The organism is Myxococcus sp. AB036A (genome assembly GCF_006547355.1).
GTDB lineage: Bacteria > Myxococcota > Myxococcia > Myxococcales > Myxococcaceae > Myxococcus > Myxococcus virescens.
The window spans coordinates 15,273-28,812 of sequence record NZ_VHLC01000110.1; the positions used below are offsets into that span (position 1 = coordinate 15,273).

18 protein-coding genes and 1 pseudogene are annotated in these 13,540 nt (G+C 66.6%); 1 reads left to right on the forward strand and 18 read right to left on the reverse strand.

The window, feature by feature from the left end:
* Nucleotides 1–246 precede the first annotated feature (246 nt).
* Genes FL344_RS39475 through FL344_RS31920 form a run of 5 tightly spaced genes read right to left on the reverse strand, consistent with a single transcriptional unit; the run spans nucleotide 247 to nucleotide 5,650 of the window.
* Nucleotides 247–975, reverse strand: a complete 729-nt coding sequence (locus FL344_RS39475; RefSeq protein WP_228565521.1) for a hypothetical protein — start codon at nucleotides 973–975, stop codon at nucleotides 247–249.
* Between the two features lie 12 nt (nucleotides 976–987).
* Nucleotides 988–2,241 carry a DUF4150 domain-containing protein gene (locus tag FL344_RS31905; protein ID WP_141621193.1) on the reverse strand — a complete coding sequence of 418 codons (1,254 nt, stop codon included), beginning with the start codon at nucleotides 2,239–2,241 and terminating at the stop codon, nucleotides 988–990.
* The gene (locus FL344_RS31910; RefSeq protein WP_011551919.1) at nucleotides 2,229–3,320 is read right to left on the reverse strand and encodes a hypothetical protein; all 1,092 of its coding nucleotides are present in this window, start codon (nucleotides 3,318–3,320) and stop codon (nucleotides 2,229–2,231) included. The genes FL344_RS31905 and FL344_RS31910 overlap by 13 nt, the downstream gene beginning before the upstream one ends.
* A gap of 1 nt (nucleotide 3,321) precedes the next feature.
* Nucleotides 3,322–4,326, reverse strand: a complete 1,005-nt coding sequence (locus FL344_RS31915; protein ID WP_141621194.1) for a DUF2169 domain-containing protein — start codon at nucleotides 4,324–4,326, stop codon at nucleotides 3,322–3,324.
* A 28-nt stretch (nucleotides 4,327–4,354) separates the two neighbouring features.
* Nucleotides 4,355–5,650, reverse strand: a complete 1,296-nt coding sequence (locus FL344_RS31920) for a TIGR02270 family protein (RefSeq protein ID WP_141621195.1) — start codon at nucleotides 5,648–5,650, stop codon at nucleotides 4,355–4,357.
* Between the two features lie 448 nt (nucleotides 5,651–6,098).
* Here FL344_RS31920 and FL344_RS31925 point away from each other — a divergent pair, with 448 nt between their 5' ends.
* On the forward strand, nucleotides 6,099–6,473 hold the full coding sequence (locus FL344_RS31925) for a hypothetical protein (protein WP_020478941.1): 375 nt from the start codon (nucleotides 6,099–6,101) through the stop codon (nucleotides 6,471–6,473).
* Nucleotides 6,474–6,518: 45 nt separating this feature from the next.
* Here FL344_RS31925 and FL344_RS31930 read toward each other — a convergent pair whose 3' ends face one another.
* The 13 genes and pseudogenes from FL344_RS31930 to FL344_RS38725 form a co-directional block, all read right to left on the reverse strand.
* Nucleotides 6,519–6,761 carry a hypothetical protein gene (locus FL344_RS31930; RefSeq protein ID WP_275955114.1) on the reverse strand — a complete coding sequence of 81 codons (243 nt, stop codon included), beginning with the start codon at nucleotides 6,759–6,761 and terminating at the stop codon, nucleotides 6,519–6,521.
* Nucleotides 6,755–7,144: a gamma-glutamylcyclotransferase gene (locus tag FL344_RS31935; protein ID WP_011551924.1), complete on the reverse strand. Its 390-nt coding sequence runs from the start codon at nucleotides 7,142–7,144 to the stop codon at nucleotides 6,755–6,757. Before FL344_RS31935 ends, FL344_RS31930 begins: the two co-directional genes overlap by 7 nt.
* A complete protein-coding gene (locus FL344_RS31940; RefSeq protein WP_141621196.1) occupies nucleotides 7,141–7,581 on the reverse strand; it encodes a gamma-glutamylcyclotransferase family protein in 441 nt (146 codons plus the stop codon). The genes FL344_RS31935 and FL344_RS31940 overlap by 4 nt, the downstream gene beginning before the upstream one ends.
* Before the next feature lie 133 nt (nucleotides 7,582–7,714).
* Entirely contained in the window at nucleotides 7,715–7,918 is a 204-nt protein-coding gene (locus FL344_RS31945) for a hypothetical protein (protein ID WP_141621197.1), read from the reverse strand.
* 183 nt (nucleotides 7,919–8,101) lie between these two features.
* Complete coding sequence (locus FL344_RS31950) at nucleotides 8,102–9,076, reverse strand: amidoligase family protein (protein WP_141621198.1); 975 nt, start codon at nucleotides 9,074–9,076, stop codon at nucleotides 8,102–8,104.
* Nucleotides 9,077–9,454: 378 nt separating this feature from the next.
* On the reverse strand, nucleotides 9,455–9,760 hold the full coding sequence (locus FL344_RS31955; RefSeq protein ID WP_011551927.1) for a hypothetical protein: 306 nt from the start codon (nucleotides 9,758–9,760) through the stop codon (nucleotides 9,455–9,457).
* A gap of 165 nt (nucleotides 9,761–9,925) precedes the next feature.
* On the reverse strand, nucleotides 9,926–10,267 hold the full coding sequence (locus FL344_RS31960) for a hypothetical protein (protein WP_020478937.1): 342 nt from the start codon (nucleotides 10,265–10,267) through the stop codon (nucleotides 9,926–9,928).
* Between the two features lie 213 nt (nucleotides 10,268–10,480).
* On the reverse strand, nucleotides 10,481–10,822 hold the full coding sequence (locus FL344_RS31965; RefSeq protein WP_141621199.1) for a hypothetical protein: 342 nt from the start codon (nucleotides 10,820–10,822) through the stop codon (nucleotides 10,481–10,483).
* A 218-nt stretch (nucleotides 10,823–11,040) separates the two neighbouring features.
* On the reverse strand, nucleotides 11,041–11,379 hold the full coding sequence (locus tag FL344_RS31970) for a hypothetical protein (RefSeq protein ID WP_141621200.1): 339 nt from the start codon (nucleotides 11,377–11,379) through the stop codon (nucleotides 11,041–11,043).
* Between the two features lie 167 nt (nucleotides 11,380–11,546).
* Nucleotides 11,547–11,969 (reverse strand): hypothetical protein, encoded by a 423-nt coding sequence (locus tag FL344_RS31975; protein WP_228565522.1) that lies wholly within the window; start codon nucleotides 11,967–11,969, stop codon nucleotides 11,547–11,549.
* 70 nt (nucleotides 11,970–12,039) lie between these two features.
* Entirely contained in the window at nucleotides 12,040–12,339 is a 300-nt protein-coding gene (locus tag FL344_RS39480) for a hypothetical protein (protein WP_228565523.1), read from the reverse strand.
* 660 nt (nucleotides 12,340–12,999) lie between these two features.
* Nucleotides 13,000–13,284 (reverse strand): hypothetical protein, encoded by a 285-nt coding sequence (locus FL344_RS31985; RefSeq protein ID WP_228565524.1) that lies wholly within the window; start codon nucleotides 13,282–13,284, stop codon nucleotides 13,000–13,002.
* A gap of 86 nt (nucleotides 13,285–13,370) precedes the next feature.
* Nucleotides 13,371–13,540, reverse strand: a pseudogene (locus FL344_RS38725) (DUF2924 domain-containing protein); the annotation flags it as partial.

Here is a 13,540-nt window from a genome sequence, read left to right on the forward strand (position 1 = left end):
GCGACAAAGCAACGCTGGGAGAGGATTACCATTCCCCAGGGCAGCGGCGTAGTCGATAGCGGTGCACGCACTTGCACACGGGATGTGACAGCCGCAGGAGCGCACCGCTTGAGGATGCCTTACTCCTGCACACTCTTGCAGTGGCCCGCGGGCGAGCTCACCACTTTGCTGTCCGTCACGACCTCGTTGGTCGGCGCCGGGCATGTCCCGTACCTCTCGACGAGGGCTAAGACATCCAGGATTTGCCTACCGCGTGATGACGCTCTTCAGCCCCGTTCGTGTCTCGAAATCCTGGGCCAGTCGCTCCATCTCCGCCGAGTCCTCGCAGCCCAGGATGAATGAGAAGGTGGGCTGCGTCGGATGTCGGTAGAGCAGCAGCGCTGCGTCTCCTCGCTCGTACAGCGCGCAGTGCTCGACAGGAGGGAGCCGCTTGAAGCCCTTCTCCTCGGCCAGCGCAGTCACCGCGTCGGCCCGGTAGCGAGCTGCGGCAGCGGCGTCATCCGGTGACGAGAACTTCCGCCGGAAGGGTAGTTGTGGCAGGCGAAGCTCCTTGAAGGTTTCGTAGTAGAGGAATTCCTCCAGCCCCACGTACATAGGGTGACTACCCTCTGGAGGATAGTTCTCGTCCAATAGTCGATTGACGACCAAGCAGTCGTCAGTCCCGTGAGGGCTTGAGCGATCAAGGAACCAATGCCAGCTTGCAAGCCCGTTGTCTCCTGCAAGGAAGATGTAGCGGCTGTCCTGCAGCCAGGACATGGTGCGGTATACGCCGAGAGTGCTGTGAATGGAGAAGTGGGCATCGGCAATCTCAAGGTCGCCCATGCTCGCTCCCATTGTCTCCAGGAAGCGACGGTAGGCCCCTGGGAGAGGGCCCGCGTCTTCCTCCAGCATTGATATGTCGACCCAATCCGCCGGAGTGATTTTCTCAGAAAAGCCTGGGCGGTATTTTTCGACAAATTCAACAAAGGGTTTCATTGGGGCTCCTGGCTATTTGCAGATTGTCTTGCAGTACATGGCAGGGAGTTTTTCTTGGCACTCTGAGCACGACGGCACATCTTCGCCATGCTTGAATACCTGCTCGCGCTCCTTGGGTTCAGAGAGCTTCTTGGTGTTTATGTCTTCTTCTCGAATCTTGAATTTGATCTTCGGACCCCTTTCGAGCTTGATGCCCTCGACTATGGGGTAAAATAGTCGCTCGGCAAGGTGTTTGGGCTTGTGTCCCCCGAGGTTCTCCATGATCTGCTTGGCGGCACACATCCATTTCTCTTCTCGGGCCCCTGCTCCGACGCGAGAATTTACACACTCAAACTCCGCGGCTTTTACGGCCGGCCAAAAGCCTGGTGGCGCATGGCCTGAACAGGCCACGAGCTTCTTGGTCGCGCATGTGCATACCATGGCGCCAATCATGTAGCCCTTGGTGTATGAGTTGGTGTTTGGGGTATAGCGAAGCACAGCCTTGTTCTTGAAGAAGTCCCTTAGGGGGGCGAGTTTGGCCCTCAGGGCTGCGAGTTCGCCCGGCAGCCTTTCTAATTCTGCCCTCTGCTCTGGTCTTAGGCCTTTCCCTGCCGTTCGTCGTTCCGGTGTGTTGAGCTTCTTCAGCTGTGCGAGCGCCGACCTCTTTGTGTACTCCTCTTTGTCCAACTCGGCGTACTCGAGAATCTGCTGCTTCTGCTTGTCGAGAGCCGCTTGGAGCCGCTTGAACAGCGTTGCAATCGCCTTCTGTGTCGCTTCGCCTGCCCCCAGCGGGTGTTCCTTCCCGCAGCGTGAGCACGGGATGTCGTCGCCGTAGATGACGGTCATCACGCCGGATGCCTGGATGATGCCCGTCATGGTGGCGGCATTCGCCGGGCTGCCAGAGGGGCCGCAGTTGTTGAGCATGGGGTCGCCCAGCAACTGCACATTCCTCCCCTCGATTTTGACGTTCATCGAGCCGGGGCCGATGAACTTCGTGGGGCCATGAGTGTTACTTGAGATGAGCCCGCCGCCCGTCCCCTTGCTGGCCATGTCCCCCTTGCTGCCGAAGCTGGCGCCGGCGATGGCGACGGGGTGCCCGTTGATGGTGACTGTCTTCGAGTAGCCCTCGGGGGCGTCGCCGCTGTTGCCGATGTTGGGCAAGGGCGTGGGCACGAAGGGAGCCGGCGGGCCGGGCATCTTGCAGACGTTGGGCAGCGTGGCTGCGGCGATGCCCGAGCTGCCCTTGGTGACGGGCGTCCTCGGGAAGTTGACTGTTACCTTGGCCATGGTTTCGCTCCTTCTTCACTTCCGGAAAGTGGCTCTTCCAGCAGTGCGGCGGCGCGCAACCCGGCTTCCGAACTGCCCCAGAGTAGCGCACGTGGGCCGCTCGCGTACCGGCGCTGCCAGGCCTGCGCGCAGATGACGAGGTTCAGCGCCCCTGTGGCGGCACCCACCTCGCCGCAGCTGCTCACAGGTGTGTGGACGGCGGCGGCGTCGCGGAACGCGGCCCCAAGGCGCAGGGCGACGAAGCCCCACTCCTCGGCGCGGTAGCGCTCGCCATTGAGGTCGCTGTGGACGTCCTCCACGACTTCACGCGTGCCTTCCAGTGGCGCGAGTGCCTCGGCCACGGCGGCCGTCATCCCCTCGCCCAAGTTGAGGTCGTCGCTGTGGATGAGTTTCGTCTCGTGGGCCGTGGTGGCGGCGCGCACCGTGGCGTGGGGAGCCAGTCTCCACCGACGTGTGTCCGGCGTGGCCATCACCGCGACGAAGGCCGCGGCCTCGCCGGGGGCGAAGCCCATGCGCGTCCCTTCTTCCAGCCACTGGTTCCGCTCGCGAAGCCAGGCCAGCGTCTGGACGTCGTGGTAGCTGTCGATGCCTCCCACAATCACCAGTGGGCAGCGAGAGGTGTGGCCAACCCGAGTCACGGCGTCTCGTAGCGCCTCCAGCGCCGAGGCATGGCCCGTCAACCGCGGCTCCACCTGGAGGTTCAGGCGCGCACTTCCGAGGGCGGAGAGGGCGGAGGCGACTCGCGAGGCGTCCGATGCCCTCCAGCCCGGGCGCTCCTCGGGAAGGCCCACCAGCACCGGAACGTCGAGACTCCTCGGCGGGAGGGCGGGTGTCAGCTTGGCGAGGACTTCGTCCAACGCCGCGGCCCCCAGGGCGGCCATGCGCGTCACGCCACACCACTCCTGCGCGTCCAGGAGCCCGTCCCTCGCGATGAAGGAGTCCGCCTGCCGCCCCAGCTCCGGCACCTGGAGGAGTCGCACGCGGCTGATGCCCGCACGCACCGCCGCCGCGACGCTCTCCGCTGTCGTCCCCACCGGAGCACGTGCTCCCGACGCCACAAGTACCGCCTCACCGCTCATGTCAGTCCGTCCTTTCCGTAATGGCTGTGAAGTCGAGGCGGTCGACGTCCCGGGGGCCGACGCTCAATCCCGTCTGGAAAACCATGCGCACCTTCTTCACCTCGGGCTCGATGACAACGGTGCCCAGGGTGGCCTCGTGGAAGCGTCGGACGGCGCCGAAGTAGGTGGCGAAGCCGAAGCTGAGGCGGGGCAACGTGAAGTGGAGCGAGCCCTTCGGCGTGAGGTGCACCAGGGCCACCTTCTCTCCGCCCACGAGGCGGCGTGAGGGACGCTGGTCAGCAGGGGCGCATAGGGCGAAGCGCTCATCGAAGTTTCGCGGCAGCAGCGGGTGTCGCGTCTTCCTCCAGGCTTCGTCGAAGGTGCCGGCCAGATCGAGCCGTGGCGACCAGTAGCTGGCGATGGGGCCAAACCCGGCCGGCCCGGACTTCGCCGGGTGGCCCCGCAGGTATTCGATACGGTGGGCGGGCTGGTCCACCAGGCGCGCCTCGCGGCTGGCCACCCCTTGGCCGATAGGGTTTCGCATGTCGCTGACGTGCTTGCGCGCGTCGGCGTCGTGCGTGTCGGTGCCGCCCCAGGCCCACTCGTAGAGAATGGGCTGGGTGACGAAGGGCTTGGGGGACGAGGGCTTCACGCCCGTCAGGCCGCGCGTGTAGTAGCGCTCCCCGTGCACCACGAGCATTTTGTCCACGTCGTGGATGCGGACGGCCACCTCGACGCTGGGCGCGGGCCGTTCACCGGGCGCATGGGCGCACGCGTTGACGAGGACGTCTGTGTGGGGCTTGGGGGCGACGAGCTCGGCCTCGAAGCGCAAGCTGGAGTGGCCCGCCTCTCCCCAGTAGACGGGCGCGGGCAGTGGAGGCTCCTGCTCGTCGGCAGGGCGGAGGCGGCCCGCGTCGTCGACGTCGAAGGTGGCCTTGACGGCGACAACCCAGTGGTGGTGGCCGTCCTTGTCGCGGACCCACGTCCGCTCGGCCGCGTAGGGTGTCTTATTCTGAAGTGCCCACATGGTTGGCAACGAAGCGAGGGGTTTGTTGTCAGCGCAGGCCGCTGTCGAAGGGCTGCGTGCGGATTCGGGCGCTGGCGGCCCGGGCTTTGGCCTGCTCCGCGCGCTGGACGTATGTGAAGGCCCGAGTGCGCACCGTCAGCGTGCCCTGGCTACGCAGGGCCAATTCGCGGGCCAGGACGTGGCGGCGGCGCATGGGACTGGTTTCAAGGGCCTCCACCAAGCCGCTGCCGCTGAAGGGCCGGCCCAAGAGGTACCGCGTGTCCTTCACGAAGCGCTTCTTCTCCGCGGCCCACCAGCCCCTGACGGCGGTCACGTTCGGCCACGGCAAGTCGTCTTCGGGCTTGGGCACCAAGTCTGCGTCCAAGTCCTCTTCGAGTTCCGGCGGCGGTGGGACGTCCTCGGGCCTCTCGCCTGGAGGCAGGGCGTAGGGCCCCTCCAACCGCAAACCCGTCATGGCGGCGAAGGCCTCCCCGGCCAATTGTGCAACGCTGGGTACCTCCAGCCAGGCGAGGCACGCCTCCATGGCTGCCACCCAGCCGCTGAAGCCCAGGGCCCAGAGGGCCTGGGGGCGGAGCTTCTCCGCATCCAGCAGCGCCATGAGGAAGGGGAGTTCTTGCACACCGCCGCCCATGGCGAGCAGCACCATGGCTTCAAGGCTGTGTGCGTCCTGAGCGCGCACAGCGGTGCGGCACAACTCCCAGGCTTGCTTCACGCCGGAGGCCGCTCCTGCCTCCATTGCCGCCGCTCGAATGCCGGGGTGGGAGGAGTCCAGCAGCATGGGAAGCAGGCTTCGCGCTGCGCCGTCCGGAAAGGGAAGGGCGCCACGAAGGGCTGTTACCCGGGCCCGTGGCTCGTCGTGGGTGAAGAAGCGCAACAGCGCCTCGGGCGGTGCTTCCTGGCGGAACACCAGCGCCTCCAGCACCTCCGCCTGCAGCGCGGTGTCTTCCTGTTTCAACAAATCGAGCAGGCGTGCGCCCAGCCCTGGGGCCTCGCTGAGCGCCAGGGCCCGTCGAATAGCGGGGCGCGCGAAGGGCTCGGCCCCGCGCAGTCGCAGCAGGACTTCATCCACCTCACCGAGGGCGAGCAGCGCGTAGGTCGCCGCGGAGATGCGAAAGGCGTCCTCTGTTTCAAATGCGGGGCGCAACACGGATTCGATAGCGGTGGATGCGCCAACCACCAGCCCGTCCAGATGCGCGAGGAGAAGTTCCTCAAGTCTCGCAGTCTCAGTCAGTGAGAAGTCTGGCGCCCCCAGCGCCTTCTCCCACTGCAGCCACCGGAACTCCGCCTCGTCGAGATGCTCCTCCAGCACGTCTGCCAACAGCATGATGTCTTCTTCCCCCTCTGGCTTCCGCTACGCGTGGCTGCAAGGGCCCAGATGAATGCGCGAAGGCCTTTCGGCCTTGCTTGCAGTCGGCGCGTGAGTGCCATTGCTTCAAATGCGGTAGCACTGGCGAGCATTAAGTTGAAAACGCGCGGCTGAGACAAAGTGCACTAAACCCAATACGGCAAGTCACCGTCAGCCTGTGAACGAAGCTGGCGGCAGCGTGGCTTGATTGGAGCAGAGCCGCTCAGTGACATCGCCCTTCGGGGCAGGGCAACTCACGGCCAACATCGCCAACGCTTCGGCCCGTGGGCGACAGCGACTGGCGTCTTCCGGGCCGGACTGGGGAGTGCGTGTCGAGAGACGGGGGCACCAAGCCGGCGCTCACCATGCCCCGAGGGAAGAGGCGTCCGTGGAGGCGCGGCATGCCACCTGCTTTCCACCTTCGGCCATGAGCATGAAGAAGCGGCGGGCGCTCGCGGAGCGCCTGGGGCGGGCAGAGGTGGAGTTGCAGCGGGCGTACGCGAGGTTGGACGGGAGTCCCGAAGCGCGGACGCGGCTTGCCGAGGCGAAAGCCGAGTACCGACTGGCAGAGGCCGCAGCGTTGCAGATGCTGGGCGCCCGTGAAGCCTTGGTGCTGGTGGAGGCGTGTGGTGCTGGTGAAGGCCCTCTTCGCGCCACGGTGGGCCTCCTGGCTGAAAGCCACGTCGCTGCACACGGTGGCCAGGTGGCTGAGGAGTGGCGAGGCACGCGCCGCAAGCGGCGGGCGCGGCCTGTGTCCGCTGAGCGATTCCTTCGAAGCGGAGTCGCTACGGCGCGCGGCTGAGGCCGTCTTTCGCCGTATGAGAGAGCGCGCCTGGCGGGCGCGCCCTCACCCCTTCGTTGCCAGGCCCTCGCGCAGCATCTCGTCCACCAGCGAGGCGGCCTTCTCCTCGTCGGTTTCACCCTGGACACGCAGCGCGACGGACTCGAAACGCTGGGCATTGCCTACCACCCAGTCGATGTACTCGCCCAGCGACAAGCGCTCCACACCGAAGGCGATGTCCTGCATTCCCTTCACGATTTGGACGGCCGTGCCCTGAAGGACACGCCCGTCGCGCATGACGATTACCATGGCTTCCTCTCCTGTAGGTGTCGACGCCAGCAACCGGACTCGATGATGGGGCGGCCAGCCAACCGCTCCTTGGGAAACAGGTATGCCTCGACGCGGCCGACGTCGTCGAGGGTAATGGGCGTGCGTCGGTAGAAGCGCGGGTGGCTCTCGAGTCTGTCGAGCGCCGCCAGCATGAGAGCGTCGACTTCGTACACCTCGCCCTCGACAGCGTGCTTGCCCCTGGAGGCGAGGGCGGGGAAGGGCCCGTAGTCATAGAGGGTGAAGCGGGGCTGCGTCCGCGCTGGGCCGATAAGGCGTGCGCCGCGCAGGAGGCGGTGGTTGGGCTCGCCCCCCAGTAGCGTCCCGTACACGAAGACGCGCGTCGAGGTTGAAGCGTGCTTCACGCCGCACCTCCCAGGGCGCCCGAGAGGGCGGCGCGGTTGAAGCCCAGGCGCCCGTAGGCGTGCCAGAGGACGCGGAAGTAGCGGACAGCGGGCGGCCAGGATTCGAAGCGTGCCTCGGGCTGGAGGTACACCAGCGCGCGGCGGCGGTGGCCGGCCCTGTCCGTCACCAGCCGAATGGCGCGCCGGTATGCGAAGGGGTGCCCCTCGAAGACGTCGAGGGCGCGCAAGTCCTCGGGGGTGAGGCGGTACAGCAGCCCCTCGACGTGGGCGCCGCGCACGCGCTGGAGGTTGGCGACGGCGCCGCCCCAGCGGTGGCTGAATCCGCCAAACACCAGGGTGTGGCCGGGAAGGGTGGCTCGGGCCTCGACGGTGGCGCCAGGGCAGCGCGCGCGCATCTGGGCCCTGTCGAGGTTGGAGCCGTAGGCGAAGTAGAGCATGGGGTTCCTCCTGTTGAGGGCGGACTCTCGGCCCGCCGTTGTCATTGCCAGCCAGGGCACCCGCAGGGCTCTGGCGCGGTGCCTCCGTGGTGGGGGCGTACTGGGTTGGGCTCGTCGTCCTGCGCGGCGGGGCCTACCTCTCGTTGCTGACGCCGGAGGCGTCGCGCCTCTCGTTGAAGAGCTCCGCCCTCGCCTGGGCCCGTGCGCGGCGGTGCGCGAGGCGCGTCCCTCGGGTGTGCGCCTTCCGGGAGAGGCGACCGCGGTACTTCTCGACGGGGAACTTGCCGTGCCCCGGGCAGCAGCCTCTGTCCTTGCGGGTGATTCCGTATGCTTTCATTGCTGTGTCTCTTGAGTTGGCGAGGGCCCTCGCCCGTCGCGAAAGACATACACGCTCTGGTTCGCCATTGAAGCAAGCGCTGTTTGAGGCGGCGCGAGGGGCGGGCCCGGATTCCCCCTTGGGGAGTCCCCTGGCGCGCACGCAGGCGCGCACCAGGGCTTCGTGGTGCCCGCGAAGGCCCTGTCACGCGGCGGCCATGGCTTCGGCGGGCGCTCCGCCCTGCGTGGCCCCAGCGCCGCCCTGCGCGCTCTGCGGGCCCTCGCTGCCGGGCGAGCCGTCCTCGCCCCCGCCCGAGCCGCGCCTGTCACGGCGCTGGCCCTTCCAGGCCGCGCTGCCCTCCAGCTTCTTGAGGAGGTGGAGGCGGGCCGTCTTGAATTCCTCGCCGATGAGTCCCAGGTGGAGGAGGAACACCCGGAAGTCGTACTTGGCGGTGGCGGGGTTGAAGTCGCGGCGCTTGCTAGAGGCGGCCTTCGAGGCCAGGGCCCGGGCGGCGAGGGCCAACACCAGTTGGACGTAGGCCTTCACCTCTCCCGCGTGCACCGAGCCGTTGAAGTACCTGAATTCGATGGTGCCCCGGAAGAAGAGGCTGTTGAGGTTGAGGCCGTGGTAGCGGCTGGAGTCGTAGCGGTTGGGCATGCTGTTGCGGCGCCCGTACCAAGCCTCATTCACATCCTGGAGGGTGCGCGGGCGCCGGGCCTCCAGCCGCTGGAGGAAGGCCCCATCGATGGGGCGGCAGTACCGGGCGAGCCGGGCCGCACTCACCCCGAGGGCCGTCTCCAGGAGGCGCTCCTGCTTGTGCACCATCTTCACGAGGTTGGTGACGCCCTTGGCGTCGAAGCGGCTGCCGTCGACGTGGATGTGGATTCCGGTGGAGGCGTCGGCGCGTGCGCCGGCCTCGCGCGCGGCGCGCACCACCTGCTGTAAGGCGTCCATGTCCTGGTAGGTGAGGATGGGGGAGACGATTTCGCCGCTGTACTCGCCTCCGCTCAGCGAGGCGTCCGATACCACCCTCCAGATGCGGCCCTGGGTGTCCGTCACCTGCCAGCCCCGGTAGTCGCCGGAAACGTGCCCGCCCACCGCGCTCTGAATCGCATGGGCCAGCTTCTGGCGGCTGGCGCCAACCGTCTCAATTTCAATTCCAAACCGGAGCGTCTTCATGGAGTTTGCCTCTCGCTTTCGCGCGGGGCTGTGGCGCCCGTCGCGAAACACATACACGCTCTGGTGTGCGAATGAAGCAAGTCATCTTCGGCGGCTGGCGATGTGGATTTGGCTGTCTGAAATTGCCGCGAGAATTCGCGGGGTTTCGCGCAGGCTCCCCCGTGGCCGGGCGCGGCCAGCCTGCCTGGGCTGGGGGCTGTTGGCGGAATTCCAGTGTGTGTGATTGCCCCTGGATGAGACAGGCGGGGGCTTGGCGGAACGTGCCAGCGCGGAGTCCCCTGCGGCGTCCGCTGGCTCAGCCGGAGGAGCCTCCCTCCGGCGCTGGACCGCTGACCGGCGCGCGCCGCACGCGGTGCCTGCTGAGGGGCTCAGGAGGGCTCAACCCACGAGGCGTTTGAGCAGCGCCATCGCGCGCTCGGCTTCGACCGGAGTGCCCTCCGCCAGCTCCAGGTACACGCGGCCTCCGGAGAAGCTGAACACATCCGGGAGTTGTTCGATGCGAACATCCCAGCTCTCGCTTTCCGGGGTTGCCAGCTCGATATCGGCGTAGAGGCGATGGAGGGCGGCGTCCAGCGTGCGCTGGCGCGTGTCCTTCGGGAAGCGCACCTCGATGTACGGCTGGGGAATTCCATGGCGCGCGGTGCGCTGTCCTACCATCATTAACTGCTGGCTCGTCGTGGCCATCGTTGTCCTCGCGTTCCGTAGGGCGGGGTGTTGCCCGTTGCGAAAGACATACGCGCTCTTGTGGGGATGCAATTCAAGTTGAGTCTGCGGGGCTCCGCGTTGACTCTGCGAAAGGGCGCGGCCGAGGTGTTTGGCTCCTTCTGCCCTGCCGCTGCGTCCCGGCGCTTACGCCTGGGTGGCCCAGCCGGGAAGCGAGCGGTACTCGATGGGGTGGCCGAGGGCCTCGGCGTGACGGATGCCCAGCTTCATCCCCTCCGAGTAGCCGAGGTCCGTGTAGACCACCGTGGCCTGCGCGACGCGGCGGAATTCGAAGCCCGCCTCGATGCCGTGGTTGCGCTCCTCGGGGACCTCATCCCGCAGCACCCCAGGCTGCGTGTAGAGCAGGTGGCTCGCGTAGGGGGCCTCGCCGCGCCGGAGGCAGTCGCTGAGGGCCGCCCGGGCATACGCGACGTTGCGCTCGATGTCACCGGCGTAAGGGCTCTCGACAATCACGATGGGGCGGCTCATGGGGTTCTCCGTGTGTTGGCGGGGCCGTCGCTGGCCGTCGCGAAACACATACATCCCTGCGTGCGGGTGGGAAGCAAGTCGCGTCTGGTGTTTTGTGTCGAATGTGGTCGGCGCCCAGGGTTGGGGGCGTGTTTCGTGTGGTGTTTCAGTGTCACGGGATTGGGAGAGGAGCCCGCGCGGTGCTGCGGCGCGGGTTCCCCCTACCTCTGCTGCTCAGCGCGGCAGCACGGCGTTGAGGAGCGCCATTCCCCGCATGGCTTCGGCATGGTCCCCCTCGGCCAGCTCCAAGTAGACGCGGCCGTGATTCGCCTCCTCGAGGCGCTCGGTCTGCACAATCCATCGCTCGCTGGTAGGCGTGCGCAGCTCCAGGCTGGCGGCGAAGGTGTAGAGCATCGCGCTCGTCTCCCGGTGGCTGGAGCCGCGCGGGAGGAAGATGTCAATCTGCGGCTGAGGCGTTCCGTATCGGTTCTTGCCGAGACTCAGATTCAACGTGGCATCCTGGGGCTTGGTTGCTGTCGTCTGGCCAGCGTGACGGGACTTAGGGGTGGTCTTCATGGCGTGCATTCCTTTGGGGGTGGCGGGGCGCGTTGTTGTTTGTCGCAAAACACATACATCCCTGCGTGGGGGCGTGAAGCAAGTCGCGTCTGGTGCTTTGTGCTGAATGTGGTCGGCGCCCAGGGTTGGGACGCGTTTCGCGTGGTGTTTCAGTGTCACGGGATTGGGAGGGGAGCCCGCGCGGTGCTGCACGGGCTCCCTCCCGTTGCGCCGGCCGTTCAGCCCAGCAGGGTGTTGAGGAGGGCCATGCCCCGCATGGCCTCGGCCTTGTCGCCTTCGGCCAAGTCCAGGAAGATGCGGCCGTGGTCCGTCCCCGCGAAGCAGTCGGTCTGAATTCTCCACCGCTCATTGGGTGGGGTGTTCAGCTCCAGGCTGGCGGCATAGGTGTGGAGCAAAGCGCTCAACTGCCGATGGTTGACGCCGGGCGGAAGGAAGATGTCCAGCCGAGGTTGGGCTCTTCCGATATGGTTCTTGCCGAGGAGCAGGGACAGCCTGGCGTTGCCGAAATCAATCACCTTGATCGGGCCAATGTAGAAGGGGACGGTCGTGGCGCTCATAGTCGATGTTCCTGTGGGTTCGCGCGGTGCTTTGTTGCCCGTCGCAAAAGGCATACGCGCTCTGGTTGGCGGGCGTATCAAGTCCTCTTTGGTGTCATGGGGCGATGTCTGGGGGCTGTCTTTGTTGAGACCTCTTTGTCTTGCGCATCCGGGTGGTGTGAGGGATGTCACCCTTGTTTCGGGCGGTGCGGGCGCTCCCGCGTGGCCGTGGGCTTCAGCTCGTTCAGGGCTGCCTGGGCGTCCTCGGCGCCCCAATCCACCAGTCGCGGCAGGCAGGTGTGGATGATGGGGATTCGTTCCGCCAGGCGGCTCAGCATCCCGGTGGGGACGCCCTGATTCCGCGTGCGCACCCAGTGGCGGAGGAGCCGGGCCCAGGCCCGTTGGTTGGCGAATCGAAACAGGGCCCCCTCAACGTCCACGTAGACAGGGACGTCGCTCGGGCTCTCCAGCCGCTCAGTCGTCACACGGTAATCGCCGGGGCGAATGGGGTGGGGGAGGAGGGATTCGACATCGGAGAGCAGGGCCGCGCGGCGGTTGGGCACGCCCAGCCCGAGTTTCTGGGGGACGGAGATGATGTGGCTTGTCTTCATGTCGTGAGCCGGGGAGTGTGGCGCGCGGCGAGCGAGAGGGCCCGCCGCGCGCATGGTTGCTGGTGGAGGCCTACTCGTCGCTGGTGGCGTCGAGGCCCGCGCGGCTCATCTCCGTCGCGGCCTCCGCGAAGCTCTGGGTCGCGAGCGGGTGGACAGTGACGCGGTGGCTGTCCTCGGCCGCCAGCCGCTCCCGGAAGAGCGCGACCAGCGTTTCGTTCGGCTGGCAGTCGAGGCGCTTGGAGATTCGCTTGTCCACGCGAACCACGGCCGTCAGGTAGCCCGCGCGCGCGTCAACGCTCAGGTCGGTGTCGTGGGCAATCGAGCGGTAGAGGGAAAAGAGGTCATCAACGTCTCCGTCGGTGTGCGGCATGTGGGCTCCGGGGGCGGCGGGGTTTGACAGCGGAATGTGGACTCCGCGAGCTGCGGGGTTTGACAACGGATGAGTCGGCGCTGGGGTGGGGTTGGCCAGCGCGTGGTGCTTGGGTCCGGACGACTCGGCCTGGGACGGGGCGGGCGTTTCGTCCTCCCGCGCGGCTCGAAACTGGATGAGCTTGTTGATGATCTCGGCCTTCTTGCTCTCGCCCAGGTAGGGGAAGCTGAGTCCGCGGTCGATGACGTAGCTGCTTGACGGTCATCGCTTCCAATTCGCTGCGTGTCTTCATGTTGTTCTCGTGAGATTGCGTTGAGCGAGGGTTTGGTGAAGAGAAACGGTGGCGGGGCAGACGGCCCCCATCGAAAGCGACTCAGATGCCACCCAATGCCTGTGCAGCCTCTTCTCTGTCGCGGTGGATGGTGCAGGTCCTCATGCCCTTCCGGGGGCGGTGTTCGCAGTTGCCGTACAGGCCGAAATTCCTCGCGAACGCGCTGCCGGTGCTGGGCTTCTTGACGACGGCCCAGCAGTCGCGAGGGTTGGTTGGGCGTCGGACGGACTCTTGGGCTCTCAGCTTCTTGGTGAGCTTTGCTTCTTCAGGTGTCATGTCGACTGCGTCCATTCCAGGCGGCAGCTCGCGCTACCGCCCGCATGTCCATGTCAGCGGAGGGCGCTGTGCAGGACTTGCAGTCCGCGCTCTGCCTCTTCATGCGTCGGCCAAGGTCCACCGACGCCGAGCAGCACCAGATAGATGCGGCCTCTATTTCCGTCGTCGAGGACCTCTGATTCGACGAACCAATGGTCCTGCGCCGGGGTGCGCAGCTCCACCTGGGCGGCAAGAAGCAGGAGGGCCGCGTTGCGCTGGCGTGCGGAGGTGCCCTGGGGAAATGTGACTTCGGCTTCCGGCTGTAATTCGCAGCCGCTGCTGTGAAGGGCCAGCTTCACCTCTACGCGCGCCCCTATGAGCGCCCTGCGAAGTGCCACCGACACGAGGGCGTCGGTGGCTTGTTCCCTTGTCGCCATGGCGAGCCTTACTCCTCAGCCTTCGGGGCGAAGTGCGCGGCAGCCTCGGTGGCGCCCATGGCCGTGAGTTCCCGGTGCACCGCGCGCATGAAGAAGCGGGTCCGGCTCGGCAGGCCCGCGTCGCGCCAGGCCTTGTCCAGGGCGTCCAGGGCCTCTGCGTCGAAGGAAAGAGGGATGA